Raw genomic sequence first — 21,715 nt, 5'->3', positions numbered from 1 at the left:
CAACTTCGATGCAACGAGATGCGCCCCTGGGCGTTCGTCATGAGTCCCGACGATGAATGCCGAGACCCGAATGAGAATCGCCCATATCGCGCCTCTTTATGAATCCGTGCCGCCTAAACTTTATGGAGGAACCGAGCGCATCATCCACTATCTCGTCGACGAGCTGGTTGGGATGGGTCACGACGTGACCCTGTTTTCCAGTGCCGATGCCGATACAAAAGCCCGTCTGGTATCGGTACGGGACCAGCCGCTGCGGCTCGATCCCGATCCGCTGAAATCCGACATCGCCGCCCAATTCTCCATGCTGGACGAAGTGCGCCGCCATGCCGGCGAATTCGACATCATGCATTTCCATCTCAGCCATTTCATGCATTTTCCCTTTTTCGAGCACATGCCCGAGCGGACGGTGACGACGCCGCATGGCCGCCTCGACTACAGGGATCTTGCCGGCGCGTACCGGCGCTGGCCGACCTTTCCGATGATTTCGATCTCCCACAACCAGCGGCGCCAGCTTCAGGAGGCAAACTGGGTCGGGACGGTTCACCATGGCATGCCTCCCAATCTTTACCGTCCGCCGGCAAGCTTCGCCCCGAATGCCGGTTATCTGGCATTCCTCGGACGGCTTTCGCGCGACAAGCGCCCTGACCGGGCCATAGAGATCGCGATCAAGTCAGGCATGAAATTGAAGATCGCCGCCAAGGTGGGCAGGGACGACCGCGAATATTTCGCCGAAATCGTCAAACCGCTGATCGATGGCACGCAGGTCGAATATGTCGGGGAGATCGGCGAGGATGCGAAGGAAGCGTTCCTGGGCAACGCTGCAGCCCTTCTTTTCCCCATTGACTGGCCCGAACCGTTCGGACTCGTGGTGATCGAGGCGATGGCCTGCGGCACGCCGGTAATCGTCTGGAACGCGGGCGCGATGTCCGAAATCGTCGATGACGGGACGACTGGGTTCATTGTCGATTCGGTCGATGCAGCAGTATCCGCCGTCGCTAGGCTTGACGGGCTCGACCGCCATGCGATCCGCGCCACATTCGAACGCCGCTTCTCGGCCTCGCGCATGGCCCGAGATTATGCGGATATCTATGCGCGGCTGGCGGGCGGCAAGCCGGCGGCGCCCGTGAACGCGGTTCACGGCTGAACCGGACCCTATTTTGGCCCTATCGAGCATTAAGTTCTCGCAATGGAGATGAGCCATGTCGCAACTCGATGAGAGAACACTCGACCCGGCGATAGCGCTGTCGTCTTTCGACGACACACCCCCGCGTGAGCCGCACCGGCTGTTTGCGCTCAAACATGGCGATTGCTTCATGGTCGCGGATGCCTATGGCGATATACGCGGCAGCGGTGACGGGCTGTTTCTCGAAGACACAAGGGTCCTGTCGCAATTCCGGCTGATGATCGGCGGCAGGCCACCATCGCTGCTCGGCGCATCGCTCAGCCAAGACAATATGCTGTTCCGGACAAATCTCACCAATCTGCCCCTGCCTTCCGCCGAGGGGCGGGAAACCCGCCAGGGCGTCGTCCACATCGAGCGTACCCGTCTGATCTGGGAAGACCGCATGTTCGAGCGCATCGCGTTGTCGAACTACGGCGAACGCGAAGTGCTGTTACCGCTGTCGCTATGTTTTGCGGCTGACTTCCGCGATATGTTCGAGGTTCGCGGATCGACGCGCAAGCAGCGCGGCAGCGCGCTCGAGGCTGAAGCCGGCACCGATAGCGTAACCATGCGCTATCAGGGGCTGGATGAGGTGCTGCGCGAATCGACCATCTCCTTTTCACGCACTCCGGCGCGACTTACCGGAAGCCGTGCCGACTTCCTGCTGCGGCTGCCGAAGCGTACCCGCGAGACATTGTTCATCGAAGTCGGAAAGACACCGCAGAAGCCGGAGCGCCGCCGGTTCCGCGCAGCGGCTGCGCGCGCCCGTTTCGGCATGCGGGCGAAGCGGCGCCATGGTGCGGCAGTCCACAGTTCCGGCCGCGTCTACAACGATTGGCTGTCACGCGCACGCGCCGACATAGCGCTGCTTACCACCGATCTTGCCACCGGTCCCTATCCCTATGCCGGCATACCCTGGTTTTCGACGGCCTTCGGTCGCGACGGGGTGATCTCGGCGCTGCAGATGCTTTGGATCAATCCGGGATTGGCGCGCGGCGTTCTTGCCTTTCTGGCGCAGCACCAGGCGACGGAAATATCGCCGTTCAGCGACTCGGAACCCGGCAAGATCATGCACGAAACCCGCAAGGGTGAAATGGCGATCCTGCGGGAACTGCCGTTCGGCCGCTATTATGGCGGCGTCGATACCACGCCCCTCTATGTCTACCTGGCCTGCGCTTATGCCAATCGCACCGGTGACATGGACTTCATCGACATGTTGTGGCCGTCGATCACCGCCGCCGCGAAATGGATGGAGCAGGCGATTGATCGCGATCCGAACGGCTTCGTGACCTATCGCCGCGCGGCCGAATCCGGGCTCGCCAACCAGGGCTGGAAGGACAGCTTCGATTCCGTCTTCCACGCCGACGGCCGCATCCCCAAAGGTCCGATCGCGCTGGTCGAGGTGCAGGGCTATGTCTATGCCGCGTTTAGCGGCCTGTCCGACCTCGCCGAGCGCCGAGGCGACCATCGACTGGCGGCCGAGTGGCACGAGCGGGCGGAAAAAATGCGCATGGCGGTAGAGAATTCCTTCTGGATGGAAGACCGCGAATTCTATGCTCTCGCGATCGACGGGGACGGCCTGCCCTGCCAGGTTCGCACCTCGAATGTCGGGCATTTGCTTTTTGTCGGGTTGCCCACCGTGCAACGAGCGCAGCGTGTCGCCGAACAGCTCCTCGCCGCTCCATTCCATACCGGCTGGGGCATCCGCACGCTGGCCGACGACGAGATATTCTTCAATCCGATGTCTTATCACAACGGCTCAATCTGGCCGCACGACACGGCAATCTGCGCGGCCGGCCTTGCCCGTTACGGTAATCGCGACGGCGTCGTCAGGCTGATGAGCAACACCTTTGAGGCCGCCGTTCACTTCAACATGCGCCTGCCTGAACTGTTCTGCGGCTTTTCCCGCGCGCCGGGCGAGGCCCCGATCGCCTATCCGGTCGCGTGCCTGCCTCAGGCCTGGTCGTCGGGGTCGGTGTTCATGCTCATGCAGGCATGTCTGGGTTTTCGTATCGACGGTTGGCGCGGCGACGTGCAGGTCGACCAACCCAGACTGCCGATCGGCATCGACCAGTTGACGGTGCGGCGTCTCAGCGTCGGGGAATCGACTTACGATCTCACGTTCCAACGCGTCGGCGACCGCGTGATCGCCGATCTGCAGGCGCCGAACGAGAGCCCCGCGCCAGTCATACTGCGATCTTGATCCAAAACCAAATTCGGGCAGTTCGCGGGCATTTTTCCGAAAACTTCGTGACGAAAGCTGGAACCCTTCGTCCTCGCAGGCGTTCGGAACCTATCAGCAAGAACATGGCGTTCGTTCAGTCTCCGAAGACATCCTTCGGGATGAACGAGCCGCTTCGGTTAGAGAATGTCCGACCGCATTGGAGAAAGTATCACGTGTCCACGCAACTATCGGCGCTCCCATCCCCTAGGGAGCGCCAGCCATGAACCCGCCCGACTCAGGTTTTCTCGATCTTTACAGCTACGAGCTCTGGACGATTTTCAGCCTGCTGCTGTCGGTGGTGGCAGTCAGCCTTTCGGCCGCGCTCATCTGGCGCTCGCGACGGGCCCAATCTGCAGCGGCACCCGTAAACACCGATCCGGTTCTCGACCAGGCGCGCAAGCTCCTGCATGAGTTCGAAAAAAACAGCCGCTCCGTCGACGACGTGCTGATCAACTGGTCGCCCGAGACGCTACGTCAGGTTCTGAAGACCGAACTGCCTGACGCACAAGTCATCGTCGTGTCGAATCGAGAGCCTTACATACACAATCTCGTGGACGGTGAAGTGAAACTGCTGGTGCCCGCCAGCGGCCTCGTCTCGGCGCTGGAACCGGTGACGCGCGCCTGTTCGGGAACCTGGATCGCACATGGGGGCGGTTCGGCCGACCACCTCACGGTCGACGACAAGGACCGCATTCAGGTTCCGCCGGACCGGCCGGCCTATACGCTGCGCCGGGTCTGGCTGAGCGAGGAGGAGCAGCAGGGCTATTATTACGGCTTCGCCAATGACGGCCTTTGGCCCTTGTGCCACATTGCCTTTACCCGCCCGATCTTCCGTGCATCCGACTTCGAGATGTACGAGGCGGTGAACCAGAAATTCGCCGACATCGTGGTGGAGGAAGCACAGAACGAGCGGCCGATCGTCCTTATCCAGGATTATCATTTCGCGCTGCTGCCGCGGATGATCCGCCAGCGTCTGCCCGATGCGATCATCATCACCTTCTGGCACATTCCCTGGCCGAACTCGGAAGTGTTCAGCATCTGTCCATGGCGCGAGAAGGTGCTCGACGGGCTGCTCGGCAGTTCCATCGTCGGCTTCCATATCCAGTTCCACTGCAACAATTTCACCGAAAGCGTCGATCGGTTCCTGGAAAGCCGTATCGAGCGGGAAGATGCCTCGATCTCGTATCATGGCGAAACGACGCTGGTTCATGCCTATCCGATTTCGATCGAATGGCCGCCGACCAGCCTGGAAAATCTGCCGCCGGTTTCGGAATGCCGGCGCGAAGTGCTCCAGCGTTTCGGCCTCGCGCCTGAGACACGTCTGTGCATCGGCGTTGAGCGGATGGACTACACCAAGGGCATTGTCGACCGCTTCATGGCGTTCGAGGAGTTGTTCCGAACCCATCCCGAATGGATCGGCCGCGTGGTTTTCCTGCAGATCGCCGCGCCGAGCCGCGGCACCTTGCCCGCATACCGGCAGCTTCACGAGGACTGCCTGCGTTATGTCGAGGAATTCAACGAGCGCTACGCGAGGGGGGATTACCGGCCCATCATCCTGCTCGACGAGCACCACACGCAGGAGGACATCTGCCGTATTTATCGCGCAGCCGACATCTGCGTGGTCAGCAGCCTGCATGACGGCATGAACCTCGTTGCCAAGGAATTCGTCGCGGCCCGCGACGACGAACAGGGCGTCCTGGTGCTCAGCACCTTCGCGGGAGCCTCGCGCGAGCTGCTCGAGGCGATCGTCGTCAACCCCTACGACCCTACCGCCGTGGGCGAGGCGCTGCTGCACGGACTGACCATGTCCGCCGACGAGCAGCGCGAACGCATGCGGCGCATGCGCGAGATGGTTCGCGGCAACAACGTCTATCGCTGGGCAGGCAGCATGCTTGTGGATGCCGCGCGCCTGCGCAAACGCAACGAGTTGAATGAAGTAACCAGTCAACCGCCCTCCTCCGGGCAGGCCGACAATGTCATATCGCTTCTGGACAGAACGAGAGGTGCAGCCAGGTGAACTACGTAAATACCCAAAACCGTCAAGAGACACTGAAGCTGCCGAGCGACGGCAACTGGGCGCTCTTCCTCGACATCGACGGGACACTTCTTGAACATGCCCATCATCCAGACGCAGTGTCGGTAACCGCCGAGTTGCGTGAATTGCTTACCAGTCTTGAACGACGCCTCGGAGGAGCGCTTGCCTTCATCAGCGGCCGTTCCGTCGGTGCGATCGACAAGCTCTTTTCGCCGCTCAAATTACGCGCGGCCGGTCTCTATGGCCTCGAGCACCGGCTGGAGCGCGATGGCGAGGTCGAGGAAGCAAAGGAGCCGGAGGATATCGCGGCGCTGGCCGCCGAAATGGAAGCGGAGTTCGGCCCGGCAGGCGTCTACATCGAGCGCAAGGGCCCTGTGCTTGCGATCCATACGCGCGCCGCGCCCAATGCGCTCGCCGCAGTCAAGAAAGCCGCGGAAATCGCACTTCCCGGTCTCTCCGCCGGATACCGGATGGAGGCGGGAAATGTCGGCGTCGAACTGATGCCGCTGGAGGCGATGAAAAGTGCCGCCATCCGGCGCTTCATGGCAATGGAGCCCTTCACGGGCCGGCGCCCGATCTTCCTTGGTGACGACACGTCCGACGAATGCGGCTTCGAGATGATCAACGAGCTTGGCGGCATTTCAATCCGGATACGTCCGAAATCGGAAACCGCGGCCCATCATTTCCTGACCGACGTGGCCGCGGCCCATGCGTGGCTGCGCGAAGAGATACTGGAGAAAAATTCTCCGCCCGTGGGCTGATCTGACGCCGGCCCGTGCGTCCAATAGGACGCACTAACACTTCGATTGAGCATCGGATCATTCCGAAAACCGGATTCCACTTTTCGGTCCGATGCTCTGGAGGAGGTTCGTCGATTGCGGTTGCAGCGACGAAACACCCCGGTTGCGTGACTCAGGCTCCGTAGCGCTTCGACAGCACCTGTTCCAGCGCGCGTATGCCCTGTGCCTCGCCACCTATCGGGCCGTGCGGCCGCTCAGTCGGGTTCCAGGCAAAAATATCGAAATGCGCCCACCCCGACGCCTTCTCGACGAAGCGCTTCAGGAAAAGCGCAGCCGTAATCGAGCCTGCGAAGCCGTCGGTCGTGACATTGTTCATATCGGCCACTTTCGAGGAAAGCTTCGCGTCGTAAGGGGCCCAGAGCGGCATGCGCCACAGCGGGTCATCGACCTCTGTCGAGGCATCGGAAAGGTCCGCCGCCAGCGCCTCGTCATTGGTGTAGAAGGGTGCGATGTCCGGCCCGAGCGCGATACGGGCGGCTCCCGTCAGGGTCGCCATGTCGATCAGCAGGCCGGGGGCTTCCTCGTCGGCCAGCGTCAGCGCGTCGGCGAGGACGAGGCGGCCCTCGGCATCCGTGTTGCCGATCTCGACCGTCGTGCCCTTGCGGCTGGTCAGCACGTCTCCCGGACGGAAGGCGTTGGCCGAAATCGCGTTCTCGACGGCAGGAACAAGCACGCGCAACCTGACCTTCAGGCCAGCGCTCATGATCATCGAGGCAAGGCCAAGCACATTGGCCGCGCCGCCCATGTCCTTCTTCATCAACAACATGCCGCTCGCCGGCTTGATGTCGAGGCCGCCCGTATCGAAGCAGACGCCCTTGCCGACCAGCGTAATCCTCGGTGCATTCTTCTCGCCCCAGGTAAGATCGATGAGACGCGGGGCTTCGGCGGAAGCCCGGCCGACCGCATGGATCATGGGAAAATTCTGCTTTAGCAGTTCATCGCCCTTGATGACGGAAATTGCCGCCTTGTGCCGCATGGCCAGCGCACCGGCTGCCTCCTCGAGCGCTTCCGGGCCCATGTCGTTCGTCGGCGTGTTGACGAGGTCGCGTGCCAGGAAAACGCCGTCGGCGATACGGCTTACATGCGCCAGATCGGCCCCCTGGGGAACGCCGAAGCGAAGGTCGGTGCCGGGCTTCTTGCCATATCGCGTAAAAGCATAGCCGCCGAGTGCGAGCCCGAGCACGGCGAGGCCGGGCTTCTGCGGAGGCGTGGCGAAATGCCAGTCGCCCTGCGGGAGGCTCCTGGCAAGCGAGCCCAGGGCAAGCCCGTCCCTATCGCCATTGCCAATGCCAAACAGCGCTCCGGCCACCGAACCGTCGGCGGCAGGCACCAGAACGGTCTGGCCCGCGTCGCCGGAAAACCCGTTCTGGCGGGCCCAGACCACCGCCGCCTCCCCGGCCGCGCAATCTTCCAGCGCGCCTTTCGCGACGAGATAGACCGGTCGCGATCCTTTGCCGGGCTGTTCAACAAGCTGGAGTGGCATCGATGTTTTCCCTTGCATGTTCATTGCGGGTGGCAGCGTCGTCTTAACGATCCGTTAGGGTTAACGGAATATTGCTCCAATGGGAAAATGGCTGGAAAGCCATTGGGACGGATGGAGATCTGGCGCCGATGTTGACCAATCGTACGCGCAACGCAACCGGCAAGCGCATGCTGGTCACCGTTTTCACGCTGATGCTTGCGGCAGGCGTCGCCGGATGCGCGACCGACAAGATGTCGACAGGATCGATTTCGCGGCCCTCGGCCAAGTCGATCGAGAACATGTCCTCGGCGGAACTGAACTCGACGGCGGCTTCGTTGGGCAAGGCCTATTCCCAGAACACCAACGATAAATCGACGGCGCTGAGCTATGCCGGCGTGCTGCAAATGAGCGGTAGGCAAGATCAGGCGCTGGCCGTCATGCGCAAGCTTGCCATCGCGCTGCCCAAAGACCGGGACGTGCTCGCAGCCTATGGCAAGGCGCTCGCCGCCGTCGGCCAGCTCGAACCCGCGCTCGACGCGGTGCGTCGGGCGCAGACGCCCGAATATCCCGACTGGAAGCTCGTTTCGGCCGAAGGCGCGATCCTCGACCAGATGGGACAGGCTGCCCAGGCACGCCAGCTTTACCGCAAGGCTCTGGACATGAAGCCGAACGAACCCTCGGTCCTTTCCAATCTTGGCATGTCCTACGTTCTGGAAGGTGACCTCAGAACGGCCGAGACCTACATGCGCTCGGCCGCCCAAGCGCCCGGCGCCGACAGTCGCGTGCGCCAGAACCTCGCTCTCGTGGTCGGCCTGCAGGGCCGGTTCGACGAGGCGGAAAAGATCGCCCGCGAAGAACTCTCGCCAGAACAGGCCCAGGCCAATGTCGCCTATCTGCGCAACATGCTGTCCCAGCAGAACGCCTGGAACCAGCTCAAGAATGAAGACGGCAACAAGCCGGAGACGAATACCAACTAGATCGACGTGCGTCCTGACAGACGCATGTTGTCGATCTATCTCTTTGTCAGAGCATCGGATCTTTCCGAAAACCGGATTCCACTTTTCGGTCCGATGCTCTGACCATCCGGTTACAGCAAGAAGGCCGTGCGGGTTCGCGCGGCCCTCATTTTTGTTTGGAAAACTTCAGAAACCGCTTTGGCTGAACTGCATGCCGGCGGGGCCGAGAATAATGGCAAAAAGCACCGGCAGGAAGAACAGGATCATCGGCACGGTGAGCTTCGGCGGCAGCGCGGCAGCCTTCTTCTCGGCGGCGTTCATGCGCATCTCGCGGCTTTCGTTGGCAAGGGTCCTCAGCGCCTGCGCCACCGGCGTTCCGTAGCGTTCGGCCTGCACCAGCGCCTGCGCCACCGATTTGACGGACTCCAGTCCGGTTCGGCTGGCCAGATTGTCATAGGCCTGCTTGCGCTCCTGCAGATAGGCAAGCTCCGCATTGGTCAGGATCAGTTCCTCTGCCAGCGCCACCGACTGCGACCCGATCTCGTCGGCAACCCTGCGAATGGCTGCCTCGATCGACATGCCGGATTCGACACAGATCAGCATCAGGTCGAGCGCGTCCGGCCAGGCTGTCTGGATCGATTGCTTGCGCTTGCCAGCCCGGTTGCTGACGTAGAGATTGGGCGCATAGAAGCCGGCATAGGCGGCAAGTATGCAGACGAACAGTTTCATGAAGGGCGGCTGCTCGGCAAGCCCCCCAAGAAAGAGCACATAGATGCCGGCGAGCCCAAATCCGACGAAGGGCAGCACGAGGCGGAAGAACAGGAATTTGGTCAACGGATTCTGGCCGCGAAAACCGGCGACCTTGAGCTTGTTGATCGTGTTCTCGTCGGCAAGCGCGCGCTTGAGATCGAGCCTGTCGACGATCTTGCGCATGCCGAGCGACTGCTCTTCGCGCAGACCCTTGCGCCGCCGGTCTGCCTCGGCAGCCAGTCGCGCACGTTGCCTGGCGCGAAGCTCGTCGCGTTCCAGCGCCACCGATTTCATCCGCGCCTTGAGCTGGTTTCCGCTGAACGACGGCATGACGGTGAACACAGTGGCGAAAACGGCGATCGCCACCAGCAGCGCGATCAGGAAAGCCGGGTCGGTGATCGACTTGATGACCTGATCCGTCATGCTAGACCTCGAAATTCATCATCTTGCGCATCACGAAGATGCCAATCGACATCCAGATCGCGGAGATGCCGAGGATGATATGGCCGGTGCTCGTGGTGAACAGCGGCATGATGTAGGTGGGGCTCGACAGATAGACGAGAAGGGCCACGACGAAGGGCAAGGCTCCGATGATCACCGCGGACGCCTTCGCTTCCATCGACAGCGCCTGCACCTTGGCCTTCATCTTCTTGCGGTCGCGCAGCACGCGCGAAAGGTTGCCCAGCGCCTCCGACAGATTGCCGCCGGCCTGGCTTTGAATCTGGATGACGATGCCGAAGAAACCGGCTTCCGGGCAAGGCATGGTTTCCCCCATGCGCATCGCGGCGTCGGGAATTGAAAGCCCGAGTTGCTGGCTCTCGACGATCCGCCGAAATTCGGACCTGACCGGCTCGGGCGATTCATTGGCGATGAGCCTGATGCCATCGTTCAGCGGCAGACCGGATTTGACTGCCCGCACGATGATGTCGAGTGCGTTGGGAAATTCGTTCAGGAACTTCTTGACGCGGCGTTTGCGCAGGAACGACACGGCCCAGCGAGGCACGCCCAGGATGCCCGCGACGAGCACGCCCGGCAGCACGATCAGCGGCACCCCGGTCACGAAGGCCAAAGCGGTCAGCACCAGCCCGCAGATGAAGGAGTAGAGATAAAAGCGCTCAACCGTTAGTTGCAGGCCCGCCTGACGGATCTGCACCTTCAGCGGCGGCTTCTTGATGTTCCTGTCCTTGTCCTTCTGCTTTTCGTCGAGCTCCTTCAACGAATCCTGGATCGACTTGCGGCGCTTGTTGGCTTCGCTCGCCCGGTCACGGGCAGCCTTGACCACGGATCGATCCGTTTCAGCATTCTTGATCGACTCCAGGCGCCGGCCGGTCTTCTTTTCGCTTTCGATCGACTTGAACAGGAACGCATAGGCAACCGCGCCGGCGCTCACGCCCGCCAGCGCGATGAAGACCAGTACCATGTTGTCGATGCCGAACATGCGCCGTCTTTCAGCCCGCCTGCTTTTCCATGCCTTCCAGCGCGGTGGCGAGGCGCTGTTCCTCTCCGTAATATCGCGCCCGATCCCAGAAATGCGGGCGCCCGATTCCGGTCGAGACATGCTCCCCAAGCAGCCGTCCGGATGCGTCCTCGCCCTTGATGTTGTAGAGGAGCAGGTCCTGCGTGATGATGACGTCGCCTTCCATGCCGATAACCTCGGTGACATGGGTGATGCGGCGCGAACCGTCGCGCAGGCGCGCGGCCTGGATGATGACGTCAACCGATCCGACGATGATTTCGCGAACCGTTTTCTGCGGCAGCGAATAGCCGCCCATCGCGATCATCGCCTCCATGCGGTTCAGACATTCGCGTGGGCTGTTGGAGTGGATGGTGCCCATCGAGCCATCGTGACCGGTGTTCATGGCCTGCAGCAGGTCGAACACCTCCGGCCCGCGCACCTCGCCGACGATGATGCGTTCGGGACGCATGCGCAGGCAATTCTTGACGAGATCGCGCATCGTCACCTCGCCCTCGCCTTCGAGGTTCGGCGGGCGCGTCTCGAGCCGCACGACATGCGGCTGCTGTAGCTGGAGCTCGGCCGAATCCTCGCAGGTGATGACGCGCTCGTCGCGATCGACATAGTTCGTCAGGCAGTTCAGGAGCGTCGTCTTGCCGGAGCCGGTGCCGCCGGAAATAATGACATTGCAGCGCACGCGGCCGATGATCTTCAGCACCTCCGCGCCCTGCGGCGAGATCGCGCCGAACCGCACGAGCTGATCTAGGGTCAGCTTGTCGCGCTTGAACTTGCGGATGGTGAGCGCCGTGCCGTCTATGGCGAGCGGCGGTGCAATGACGTTGACGCGCGATCCGTCGGGCAGGCGCGCATCGCAGATCGGGCTCGACTCGTCGACGCGACGGCCGACCTGGCTGACGATGCGCTGGCAGATGTTCAAGAGCTGCTGATTGTCGCGAAATCGGATGCCGGTCTGCTCGACCTTTCCGCCGACCTCGATGAAGACCTGCTTGGCGCCGTTGACCATGATGTCGGCGATGTCGTCGCGCGCCAGAAGCGGTTCCAGCGGCCCATAGCCGAGCACGTCGTTGCAGATGTCTTCGAGCAGTTCCTCCTGCTCGGCAATCGACATCGCAAAATTCTTGATCGCGATGATATCGTTGACGATGTCGCGGATTTCCTCGCGCGCGCTGTCGGCGTCCAGCTTGGCAAGCTGCGACAGATCGATCGTGTCGATCAGCGCGGAAAATACCTGCGACTTGGTGTCGTAATAGCTCTCGCTGCGCTCGCGCGGCGCGCGGCGGGGCTCAGGGGCGAGCGGTGGCGGGGCGTCGACGCCGCGGCGCGGCTGTGGGGGAGCTGCGGCCGCCGAGCGCGCCTCCAGAACCGGTTGCTTCGGCGTGGCGTCGAGGGTTGCCGCGGCTGGCGGCGTAGCGGCGGCAGGCGTGCGGAATTCCGGCGGCCTGCGGGTTCCCTCGTCGTTGCCTCTTCTACCAAACATGATCGACTACCAGCTCCGCCGTGCGAAACGTCATTTCTTTTTCGGCTTCAACTTGCCAAGCAATCCGCTCAAACCGGACTTCTTCTTTGCCTTGATTTCGCTGCGGCCCGTGAGGATGTGCGAAATTTCACCGATGATCTGGACGATCGGGCTTTTGGCGTCCATTTCGCCAAGCATGCGGCCATTGTTGGACGCGTTTCCGAACAAGAGCGGCTCGAATGGGATGACGGCCATCGGCGTTATGCCCAGAGGCTCGGCAAATTCGGCGGCGGAAATCTCTGGCCGTTTGGGAACGCCCGCCTGGTTGAGGATCAGCTTCGGCGGGCCGTCATTCGGGCGCAGCTTCCTCAGCATGTCGATAAGGTTCTTGGTGTTGCGCAGATTGGCAAGCTCGGGCGTCGCCGTGATGACGATATCGTCGGCTTTCGTCAGCGTGCTCTTCGACCAGCCGCTCCAGATATGCGGCACGTCAAGCACCAGCAGTGGCGCGCTGCGCTGCGCGGTGTCGATGATGTGTGAAAAGGCTTCCGGATCGAAATCATAGACCCTGTCGAGCGTCGACGGCGCGGCAAGCAGCGACAGCCGCTCGGCGCACTGCGCCAGCAGCCGGTCGAGATAGACTTCGTCGATCCGCTCCGGCGAAAAGACCGCTTCGGCGATGCCCTGGGCCGGGTCCTGATCGAAATTGATATTGGCCGTGCCGAAAGCCAGATCGAGGTCGGCAACCACTACCTCTGAACTGAACAGGGTCGACATGCTCCAGGCGACGTTGTGGGCGATGGTCGAGGAGCCGACCCCACCCTTGGCGCCTATGAAGGCGATCGATCGCCCGATCGGCTCTGCATCGGGATCGACGAAGATCGAGGAAATGACGCTGACGACGTCCGCCATCGAAACCGGCGCCACCACATATTCGGAGATGCCGGCGCGGATCAGCTCCCGGTAGAGGCCGATATCGTTGTAGTGGCCGATGATCACCACTTTCGAACTCGGATCGCAGTGTTCGGAAAGCTGGCGCAGCGATTCGAGCAGCGCCTTGGGCTCGCTACGCGATTCCAGGATGATCAGATTCGGCGTCGGCGCCGACTGATAGAACTCGATGGCCGTCGCCACCCCGCCCATATGCACCTTGAGATGAGCCTTGGCCATGCGGCGGTCTTCGCCGGCCCGCTCGATAGGGCTGGCAACTCCATCGGTTTCGCAGAACGCCTGGATGGAGATGCGCGGCACCGGGCGCAGCGCACTCATGGCGGCGACGTCGGGCTGATCGTCGTCTCCATCGGCATGGGTGTCATAGGCGAGAGTGTTCATCGTCAAGCTCTTTCCAAGCCCTGCGCGGCTCAATAATCCACTTCCGACACGTCGAAGAATTCCTTCGCAATTTCCCTGTCACGATAGACATCGATGACCTTGCTGCGGTTCTCCGCGTCGATGGTCGTCTGCTGGCGAGGTCCGAGGAGATCGGCGGGATTGGCGATCTGTGCGGCGAGGTTGTTCTGGTAGGAGCAGCCGAAATTCGCATAGTGCTTGTTTTCGCTGGTATCGAGAACATCGGCCGGCCAGCGGCCGCAGGGGCCGGTCTGCGCCTTCATCGCCGCGTAGGCGACACGGATCGGCGCCGACACGTCCGGCGAGACAGGCTGGTAGGACGAGACGATGACGCGGCCGTCCGGTACGCCGCGTGCCCTGGCGAAGCGCGCGAAATCACGGCCCGCCTCGCTGGCTGCCACCGCGTTCGGGGTTCCCGACGGTACGAGGATGGTGACGACCGGGGCAGCACTCCTGTCGTAGTCGGCCAGGAAGCCTTGCAGCGCCACCTTCTGCACGCGCGTCATTCCGCGTTCGCTCGCCGCTACCGGCAGGTCGAGCACCTGCTCCTTCTCGGCGATCACGATCGGATGGTTGGTGCGGTAGTCGTCCGGAATGGCGCCAACCGTGACGCTGTCGGTTCTGGCAGCGCAGCCCGAGAGCAGCGCGATGGCGAGGATCGCCGCGATCGGCATGGCGCGCCTTGTGGCTGCTGCTGCCCTGGTATCAACCGTTGCCTTGGACATGCCCCGTTCCCCGCTCACTTGTAAATGTAGCCGACGACGCCGTGATACCGGCCGTTCGGCTTATCCGTCTGCATGGTGCCGTAGACGCGGTTGACCTTGCCCAGGAACATGCCCGCGCCATCGCTGGCGGCATTGAAATTGTCGTCGGGCCTGGCCAGCGCATTGCGAGCCACCGGCTTCGACAGATAGGGCGTCACGATGATGACGAGTTCGGTTTCGTTGCGGACGAAGTCGCGGCTGCGAAACAGCGTGCCGAGCACCGGAATTTTCGAAAGACCGGGCAGGCCGTTGACCGCCTGGCGAACATCGTCGCGAACCAGGCCGGCAATCATCATCGAGCCGCCGGAAGGCAGTTCGACCGTCGTGTCGGCCAGCCGCTTGCGTATCGACAAAGCCGTCATGCCCGGATTGTTGAAGGCGCGACCACGCTGGAAGCCGCCGGACAGGGAAACGGAAGCCTCGTTGGTCGGCTCGGAAACCTGGGTCCGAACTTTCAGGCTGATGCGCCCGGGGGACAGAACGACCGGCTGGAACTCCAAGCCAATGCCATATTCCAGCTTCTCGATCTCGTAGACGATGCCTCCCTCTTCTTCCGATTTCTGGTTGGTTACCAGATTGAACTCGCCGCCGACCTTGAAGGTGGCCTTCTCGCCGGATACGGCAGTCAATGTGGGTTCGGCGAGCGTCTTCATTACGCCTGCCTGCTCCATCGCATTTATGTAGGCGTCGATTATCGATGTCCCGAGCGACACCTGCGAGGCCGACAGCGGCTTGCCCAGGCCCGGAATGCTGTCGCTGATCGCCCCCCATGCGATGCCATTGCTGCTATTGCTGGCGATCATGTTGACGCCGAGCTGCTTCATGACGTTGCGGCTGACTTCGGCAACGGTGACCTTCAGCGTGACTTGATCCTCACCGACGATCTGCAGCAGGTTGACGATCTGGCTGACGCGGCGCTCGGCATCGGGGTTGTCGATATCGACGCCGCCATTCGACGAGCCGCCCGAGGCGGTCTGCGAATACTGACCGGTGGTCGCTTCACCGCCGCTGACGAAGATCGTCGCCAGTTGCTCGGCCCGCTTGGCGTCGAGCGGCGTCTCGACGGTGCCGGTCAGAACTACGTTGTCATTGAGAAGCTCGACCTTGATGTCGGATGTCGGGATGAAGCGCCTGATATAGTCCTCCAGACCGGCCACGTCGCGCTCGACGGCAAGCTCCATGCTGACGATCTGCTCGCCGTTGGAGCCGAAGACGAAGATGTTGGTTTCGCCGACCGATTTTCCGAAGAGATAGATGCGGCGCGACGTCCGGGTGACGGCATCGGCAACGGCGGGATTGGCCACGAGAATGTCGTAAGCGTCGGCCGGCAAATCGATGACGATGGATTTGTTGAGGCCGAGCTTGATGCGCTGGCTGGACTTGGTGGAAGAGCCGATAGCGGCCTTGCCCGCCGCTTCGGCTGCGATGTTTCCACCAAACCCGCCGCCGGCAACAAGCAGCGCGCAGGCGGCGGCAAGGCTGGTCGCGGCCCTTGCGGCACGGCGGGCGCTTAGGGCCGAGATGCGCGGCATCGCCTTGTTCGACCTCATTTCCTTGCCCTCACTTCGGAAACTTCGCCAGATTTGATCAGCCGCACGGTGCCGCGCCGCCCGTTGCCGGAAACGAGGTAGTCGGCCTCGCCATCGGATTTTTCCTGCGCGTCGGCGATCGAACGCAAGGAGAGCGTCAGGCGGTCGGCCATCTGCTGGGCGACGGTGATGATCTCGGCCTGCTGGGGTGTAAGCTCCAACGTCGCCGTTTCGCCGACTTTGACGCGACGACCTTCTTCGTCTTCCTGGATGGCCTGGTCGATTGCCAGGACCTTGATGTTCTTCAGGATGGTCTCGGTTACGAAACCGGCCCCGCCGCCCTCCGACCCGCTGTCGACGCGCCGCGTCATGATGACGTCGACGAAGTCATTGGGAAGGATAAAACCACCGGCGGAAGTATCGGCGGCGATGCGCGTGGCGATGGCCCGCTTGCCGGACGGCAGCAGCGAAGACAGGAAGCCCTGCCCTTCGCCGACCAGCTTGGAGCGGCGCAGCGGCTCGCCGCTGTACATGGCGACACGGGCAATCGAGCCCTTCAATTTTTCTATGGCCTCCGGATCGGCCGCGCGGGTAACGAAGTTCGCGTTGATGCCGTCGGCCGGCCATGGCTGCCAGGAAAGATGGCCGTCAGTAGGCGCACCCATCGGCACGTCCGCTGACAGGACAAGGACATCGGCGAGCTGGATCGAAGGCTCGTGCGGACCGGCATCGACAGCCGCTTCCTGCGGGGCAAGCGATGCCATGTTCTTGGCAACGTACCCCGCACCGCTCGCCGCGGCCACCGCCACGCCAAGTATGATCAATCGGGATGCAGCCATCTCGCCCGCCCTTGCTAACCCTCGAACCCACGGCGGACACTGCAATGCAAATCGTCAAATTAAGGTTAATACATGCCTTACGATCGTGATTAATTTAAAGTTTACAAGCGCGCCGGCGTGCAGACATGCGGGATCGACGCTCGCCTTCGGCAAGCGATCGCAAGCGGTTCGAGGCAAGTTATTGAGCCGCCAGTTGCGTCAGGGCCCAGACCATGAGGGGCGATTTGGGATAGACGATCAGGCCGCCGATGCCGAGCGCAATGCCGTAGGGTATGCCACCCGCGCTCTCGGAAAAGTTGCGCATGAACATGTTCCGGCTGGTGAACACCGATATGGCGGAATTGCGGTAGCTCAGTATGGCCAGGGTCAGCACACCACCGAGGAAGGCCGAGAAAACGAGATATTCCACCAACTGGACGTTCAGTCCCATCCACAGCGCGGATGCTGCGAGAAGCTTCGCATCGCCGCCGCCCATGCCGCCCATGGCGAACAAAGCGAAGGTGGCAGCAAGGACGATGCCGCCTGCCGCGAAATGCAATCCGTAGACCGACCACTCCATGCCGGTCAGCGGGGCGACAACCGCGAACACGGCAACCAGAAGCAGCGACACCCGGTTGGCGATCGTCATGGAAAGCATATCGGAAATCGCGGCAAAGAGCATGCAGAATGGAAAGACGACGAAGATCGACGCGACAAGCATGACGCCCACACCGCTAGGACTGAAACGGCCGCCAGTCTGCACCCATCCCATTAAGGATTGATGACCCGGAATGCATGCGAAACAAAAATGGCATGGTGTCGGAAAAATGCGACTTAACGCTTGCTTCACCAATCTCGTTCATTTTCGGTTCAATACTCAAGCGACCGGAGCGCCGCATGGCCAGGCTGAAAGCATCTCGTGGAATTACTTGCGCAGCCGCAACATTCATTGCCGTCTTCGGGCTTTCGATGCAGGCTGAGGCCGGCGCCGGCATCGAAGTGGTGATGAACCAGGCCAAGATCGTCAAGCTCACCCGCCCGGCCGACACGATCGTGGTCGGCAATCCGGCAATCGCCGATGCATCGGTCCAGGACGCCACCACGATCGTGCTCACCGGTAAGGGCTTCGGCGTGACCAACCTTGTCGTTCTGGATGGGGATGGCAGCCCTATCATCGACGAGCAGATTACGGTCGGCCGCCACGCCGCATCGTCGGTGCGGATTTATCGTCGCGCGAATGTGCAGACGCTGTCCTGCACACCTTATTGCGAAAGCTCCTACAAGAGCGAGGCGGAGCGGACGTCCGAAGCCGAAATGAACGCTGGCAACTAAGACTTATCCGACCACGTCCTATTCCGATCAGGCCGCCGGCAATATTGTCGCCCGGTAAAACATTCCCTTTCAAATTTAGCGATCATCCACACGGGACCTCAAGGGATTTGAGCTAAATCCGCATCGGACAACAAAGGTCGGCGGGCCCGGGCCATGGGAAAGAGCATCGAGGACAAGACGACTGGCGAGGCTGGCAGAAAGCGCGGCTTCTTCGGCCGCTTTTACCGCGACCGCAGCGGCACCACGGCGATCGAATTCGCCATGCTCGCCATTCCATTCTCGCTTCTGGTCTTTGCGATCCTTGAAAGCTGTGTCTCCTTTGCAGGCCAGCAGGTTCTGACGAACGCCGCGCAAGACGTCGCGCGCCAGTTTCGCACGGGACAAATCCGGCCAAGCGCGGAACTGACCCAAGACAAACTGAAGCAGATGGTCTGTGGCCATCTCGAGATCATGGTGGCCAAGGGTTGTCCCGGCCTCAAGGTCGATCTTCGCCACTATGACAGTTTCGCCGAAATGGCCAAGGACGGGTTCCAGATCTACGACGAGCAGATCGCGTTGACGAAGGGTGGGCTGCCCGACCCTCAGGGCTTTTCGGTCGATCCGGGTCTGGCGCAGTCCAGGAACATGCTGCGGGTCTTCTATGAATGGCCGGTCATGACCGATTTCATGCGCGCCTCCATGTCCAATCTGGCGGGCGGCAAGACGCTGCATTTCGCGGCCGCCGTCTGGCAGAACGAGCCGTTCAACGATTGATGCCAAGACATGAAATTCTTGCGGGGGCGCATATGAGAATGTCTGGATTGTGGCGCAAGATCGCCGGCCTCAGGGCCGACCGACGCGGCACCGCCGCGGTGGAATTCGCTCTCGTCGCGCCGTTGCTGCTGGCCATGTATTTCGTAACCATGGAACTGTCGCAGGGCATCGAAGCCAACAAGAAGGTGGCGCGCGTCGGCAGCATGGTGGCCGATCTCGTAACGCAGAATCCGACGACGAACACCACCGAGCTCCAGGCGGTCATGAAGGTCAGCGAATCGATCCTGCAGCCCTATCAAAGATCGAAGCCGGAGATCATTGTCACCGGAATAGAAGTCACGCCCGAGCCGGATTCGGAGGTTCTGATCAGATGGTCGCGCAAGATGGATGCGGTGACCCGTCCCTACGTCAAGGATACGGTTGCCACCATTCCCGACGCGCTGATGATCCCCGGCACGTTTCTGGTGCGGGTCGAGAGCAAGCTCAACTACAAGCCGGTCATCACCTGGTCGGCCGAGGCCAAGCCGGCGCTCGGCCTGGCAGCGGCCTTCGATGGGCTGGACATGAGCGAAACCTACTATCTCAGGCCGCGTATGAGCCCGCAGGTGACCTGCGACAACTGCTGATTGCCGGCGCATTGCGAATTGCCAATGGCGGCGCCGAACCTTATCTCTGGGCCAGCCGGCAACTATAGGCCCGAAAATCCAGATGGCGCGCGCATTCCTGTTTGTACTTGATTCCTTCGGCATCGGCGGCGCTGCCGATGCGGCGCGCTTTGGCGATACCGGCGCAAATACCTTTGCCCATATTGTCGAGGCTTGCGCGCACGGCGGCGCCGATAGCGACGGCCTGCGTCGAGGACCGCTGCATGTGCCGATCATGCTGTCGCTCGGTCTCGGCCATGCGGCCAAGATCGCAACCGGATTTTCATCGCAAGGGGCTGACGCCGAGCTTCGACCCTTTTCGTTTCACGGCGCGGCCGATGAAGTATCGAGCGGCAAGGATACTCCCTCCGGCCATTGGGAGATCGCCGCCGTGCCGGTAACTTTCGACTGGGGCTATTTCCCGGACACCGAGCCCACCTTTCCCGCCGATCTGGTCTCCGCGATCATCGGCCAAGCGAAGCTTCCCGGCATCCTCGGCAACAGGCACGCCTCCGGCACGCAGATCATCGAGGAACTTGGCCTGGAACATATCCGCACCGGTAAGCCCATCTGCTACACCTCGGCGGATTCGGTCCTGCAGATCGCCGCACACGAGACGCATTTCGGGCTGGAGCGTCTCTACGATCTTTGCCTGGCCGTGCGGCGGCTTGTCGATCCGCTGAATATCGGGCGTGTGATCGCCCGCCCCTTTGTCGGCGAGACGCCGGCCGATTTCGAGCGAACGGCGAACCGACGCGATTTCGCCGTCGCGCCGCCAGAGCCAACGCTGCTCGACCGCTTGAAGGCGCGGGGCAGCAAGGTCGTCGGCATGGGCAAGATTGGCGACATCTTCGCGCATCAGGGCGTCACAGAGGTGCGCAAGGCGGCCGGCAATATGGCGCTGTTCGATGCCACGCTTACCGCGATGGACGAGGCCGGCGACGGCGATCTGGTGTTCGCAAATTTCGTCGATTTCGATACGCTGTTCGGGCACCGCCGCGACATTGCCGGCTATGCAGCGGCACTCGAAGCCTTCGACCGGCGGCTGCCGGAGGCGATATCGCGCCTGAAGCCCGGCGACCTGCTGCTGCTCACGGCCGACCATGGCTGCGACCCATCCTGGCACGGCACCGAGCACACGCGCGAGCGGGTGCCGATCTTCGGCATCGCGCCCGGACTGCCTGGCGGCAGCGTCGGCTTGCGAAAGACATTTGCCGATATCGGTGAGACCGTGGCCGAGCACCTCGGACTGGCGTCCGGCTCCCACGGAACCTCGTTCCACGCGGGGATCAGACACAATGCCTGAGCTTCCCGAAGTCGAAACCGTGCGGCGCGGCCTGCAACCTGTCCTGGAAGGCGCGCGGATCGTCGCTGTCGAGACCAGGCGGCCGGACCTGCGCTTCCCCTTTCCGGATCGCTTCGCCGAAAGGCTTGCCGGACGCCGGGTGATTTCGCTCGGGCGTCGGGCGAAATATCTGACCGCTCACATCGAAGACGGGCCGGTGCTGATCTGCCATCTCGGCATGTCGGGATCGTTCCGGGTGGAGCGCGAAGGAGATGTCGAGGCTCCCGGCGTCTTCCATCACGATCGCTCGAAGGCGGCGGCTCACGATCATGTGGTCTTTCACGTCGCCTCGCCGCAGGAAGAGGCCGCGCGCATCGTCTTCAACGACCCGAGGCGCTTCGGCTTCATGCTCTTTGCGGAAGCCAATGCCGACGATCACCCGATGCTGGCCGGTCTCGGGGTCGAGCCGACCGGCAACAGGCTCGACGGCGAGCTTCTGAGCCGCCTGTTCCGCGACCGGAAGGCGCCGCTGAAGGCCGCTCTCCTCGACCAGCGGCTGATTGCGGGCCTTGGCAACATCTATGTTTCGGAGGCCCTGTGGCGGGCAGGCCTGTCGCCGTTGCGATCCGCCGGTTCCATCGCTGCGGGCGGCAGGAAGGCCGCTGAAGCTTGCGACCGGCTGGCCAACGCCGTGCGCTCGGTGATCGCCGACGCGATTCAGGCGGGAGGATCGTCATTGCGCGATTATGTCCAGACCGACGGATCGCTCGGCTATTTCCAGCACTCCTTCTCCGTTTACGACCGTGAGGGAATGCCATGTCCCAAAGCGGGCTGCGGCGGCCATATCGCCCGCATCGTGCAGAGCGGCCGCTCGACGTTCTATTGCCCAGAGTGCCAGCGTTAAGTAATCGTGTTGCGGCG

The 21,715-nt window shown here is 62.1% G+C and carries 19 protein-coding genes; 10 read left to right on the top strand and 9 right to left on the bottom strand.

The window, feature by feature from the left end:
• Positions 1-70 precede the first annotated feature (70 nt).
• From ACLKMW_RS20030 to otsB, 4 genes are all read left to right on the top strand, one after another.
• Positions 71-1,144, top strand: a complete 1,074-nt coding sequence (locus ACLKMW_RS20030) for a glycosyltransferase family 4 protein (protein ID WP_415726280.1) — start codon at positions 71-73, stop codon at positions 1,142-1,144.
• A gap of 55 nt (positions 1,145-1,199) precedes the next feature.
• Positions 1,200-3,365 (top strand): amylo-alpha-1,6-glucosidase, encoded by a 2,166-nt coding sequence (locus ACLKMW_RS20025; RefSeq protein ID WP_415726279.1) that lies wholly within the window; start codon positions 1,200-1,202, stop codon positions 3,363-3,365.
• Between the two features lie 241 nt (positions 3,366-3,606).
• Positions 3,607-5,403 carry an alpha,alpha-trehalose-phosphate synthase (UDP-forming) gene (locus tag ACLKMW_RS20020; RefSeq protein WP_415726278.1) on the top strand — a complete coding sequence of 599 codons (1,797 nt, stop codon included), beginning with the start codon at positions 3,607-3,609 and terminating at the stop codon, positions 5,401-5,403.
• Positions 5,400-6,182, top strand: a complete 783-nt coding sequence (gene otsB, locus ACLKMW_RS20015) for a trehalose-phosphatase (protein ID WP_415726277.1) — start codon at positions 5,400-5,402, stop codon at positions 6,180-6,182. Before ACLKMW_RS20020 ends, otsB begins: the two co-directional genes overlap by 4 nt.
• A 151-nt stretch (positions 6,183-6,333) precedes the next feature.
• Here the strand turns inward: otsB and ACLKMW_RS20010 are convergent, their stop codons facing one another.
• On the bottom strand, positions 6,334-7,704 hold the full coding sequence (locus tag ACLKMW_RS20010) for a leucyl aminopeptidase family protein (RefSeq protein ID WP_415726276.1): 1,371 nt from the start codon (positions 7,702-7,704) through the stop codon (positions 6,334-6,336).
• 128 nt (positions 7,705-7,832) lie between these two features.
• On the opposite strand from ACLKMW_RS20010, the gene ACLKMW_RS20005 reads away from it, so the two are divergent.
• Positions 7,833-8,660 carry a tetratricopeptide repeat protein gene (locus ACLKMW_RS20005; RefSeq protein ID WP_415726275.1) on the top strand — a complete coding sequence of 276 codons (828 nt, stop codon included), beginning with the start codon at positions 7,833-7,835 and terminating at the stop codon, positions 8,658-8,660.
• A 165-nt stretch (positions 8,661-8,825) separates the two neighbouring features.
• On the opposite strand, the gene ACLKMW_RS20000 is transcribed toward ACLKMW_RS20005, so the two are convergent.
• From ACLKMW_RS20000 to ACLKMW_RS19965, 8 genes are all read right to left on the bottom strand, one after another.
• Entirely contained in the window at positions 8,826-9,812 is a 987-nt protein-coding gene (locus ACLKMW_RS20000) for a type II secretion system F family protein (RefSeq protein ID WP_415726274.1), read from the bottom strand.
• A gap of 1 nt (position 9,813) precedes the next feature.
• Positions 9,814-10,827: a type II secretion system F family protein gene (locus tag ACLKMW_RS19995; RefSeq protein WP_415726273.1), complete on the bottom strand. Its 1,014-nt coding sequence runs from the start codon at positions 10,825-10,827 to the stop codon at positions 9,814-9,816.
• Positions 10,828-10,837: 10 nt separating this feature from the next.
• Positions 10,838-12,340, bottom strand: a complete 1,503-nt coding sequence (locus ACLKMW_RS19990; protein WP_415726272.1) for a CpaF family protein — start codon at positions 12,338-12,340, stop codon at positions 10,838-10,840.
• 30 nt (positions 12,341-12,370) lie between these two features.
• Positions 12,371-13,651 (bottom strand): AAA family ATPase, encoded by a 1,281-nt coding sequence (locus ACLKMW_RS19985; RefSeq protein ID WP_415726271.1) that lies wholly within the window; start codon positions 13,649-13,651, stop codon positions 12,371-12,373.
• 29 nt (positions 13,652-13,680) lie between these two features.
• Positions 13,681-14,394 (bottom strand): CpaD family pilus assembly protein, encoded by a 714-nt coding sequence (locus ACLKMW_RS19980; RefSeq protein ID WP_415726270.1) that lies wholly within the window; start codon positions 14,392-14,394, stop codon positions 13,681-13,683.
• Positions 14,395-14,408: 14 nt separating this feature from the next.
• Positions 14,409-15,983: a type II and III secretion system protein family protein gene (locus ACLKMW_RS19975; RefSeq protein WP_415726269.1), complete on the bottom strand. Its 1,575-nt coding sequence runs from the start codon at positions 15,981-15,983 to the stop codon at positions 14,409-14,411.
• Positions 15,980-16,801, bottom strand: coding sequence for a Flp pilus assembly protein CpaB (gene cpaB, locus ACLKMW_RS19970; RefSeq protein WP_415726268.1), 822 nt, complete (start codon positions 16,799-16,801; stop codon positions 15,980-15,982). Before cpaB ends, ACLKMW_RS19975 begins: the two co-directional genes overlap by 4 nt.
• 178 nt (positions 16,802-16,979) lie before the next feature.
• Positions 16,980-17,501 (bottom strand): A24 family peptidase, encoded by a 522-nt coding sequence (locus ACLKMW_RS19965; RefSeq protein ID WP_415726267.1) that lies wholly within the window; start codon positions 17,499-17,501, stop codon positions 16,980-16,982.
• A 248-nt stretch (positions 17,502-17,749) separates the two neighbouring features.
• On the opposite strand from ACLKMW_RS19965, the gene ACLKMW_RS19960 reads away from it, so the two are divergent.
• The 5 genes from ACLKMW_RS19960 to mutM all read left to right on the top strand — a co-directional run bounded on the left by ACLKMW_RS19960 (position 17,750) and on the right by mutM (position 21,698).
• Positions 17,750-18,112, top strand: coding sequence for a pilus assembly protein N-terminal domain-containing protein (locus ACLKMW_RS19960; RefSeq protein ID WP_415726302.1), 363 nt, complete (start codon positions 17,750-17,752; stop codon positions 18,110-18,112).
• 153 nt (positions 18,113-18,265) lie between these two features.
• Complete coding sequence (locus ACLKMW_RS19955) at positions 18,266-18,865, top strand: TadE/TadG family type IV pilus assembly protein (protein WP_415726266.1); 600 nt, start codon at positions 18,266-18,268, stop codon at positions 18,863-18,865.
• 38 nt (positions 18,866-18,903) lie between these two features.
• Positions 18,904-19,491 (top strand): TadE/TadG family type IV pilus assembly protein, encoded by a 588-nt coding sequence (locus ACLKMW_RS19950; protein WP_415726265.1) that lies wholly within the window; start codon positions 18,904-18,906, stop codon positions 19,489-19,491.
• Between the two features lie 82 nt (positions 19,492-19,573).
• Positions 19,574-20,815: a phosphopentomutase gene (locus tag ACLKMW_RS19945; protein WP_415726264.1), complete on the top strand. Its 1,242-nt coding sequence runs from the start codon at positions 19,574-19,576 to the stop codon at positions 20,813-20,815.
• A complete protein-coding gene (mutM, locus tag ACLKMW_RS19940) occupies positions 20,808-21,698 on the top strand; it encodes a bifunctional DNA-formamidopyrimidine glycosylase/DNA-(apurinic or apyrimidinic site) lyase (RefSeq protein ID WP_415726263.1) in 891 nt (296 codons plus the stop codon). Before ACLKMW_RS19945 ends, mutM begins: the two co-directional genes overlap by 8 nt.
• Positions 21,699-21,715: the final 17 nt, after the last annotated feature.

The sequence above is a fragment of the Borborobacter xinjiangensis genome (assembly GCF_047739745.1).
Taxonomy (GTDB): Bacteria; Pseudomonadota; Alphaproteobacteria; order Rhizobiales; family Rhizobiaceae; genus Pseudaminobacter.
Note: the sequence above shows the minus strand (reverse complement) of the source record. Positions and strands in the feature narration are given on the sequence as shown.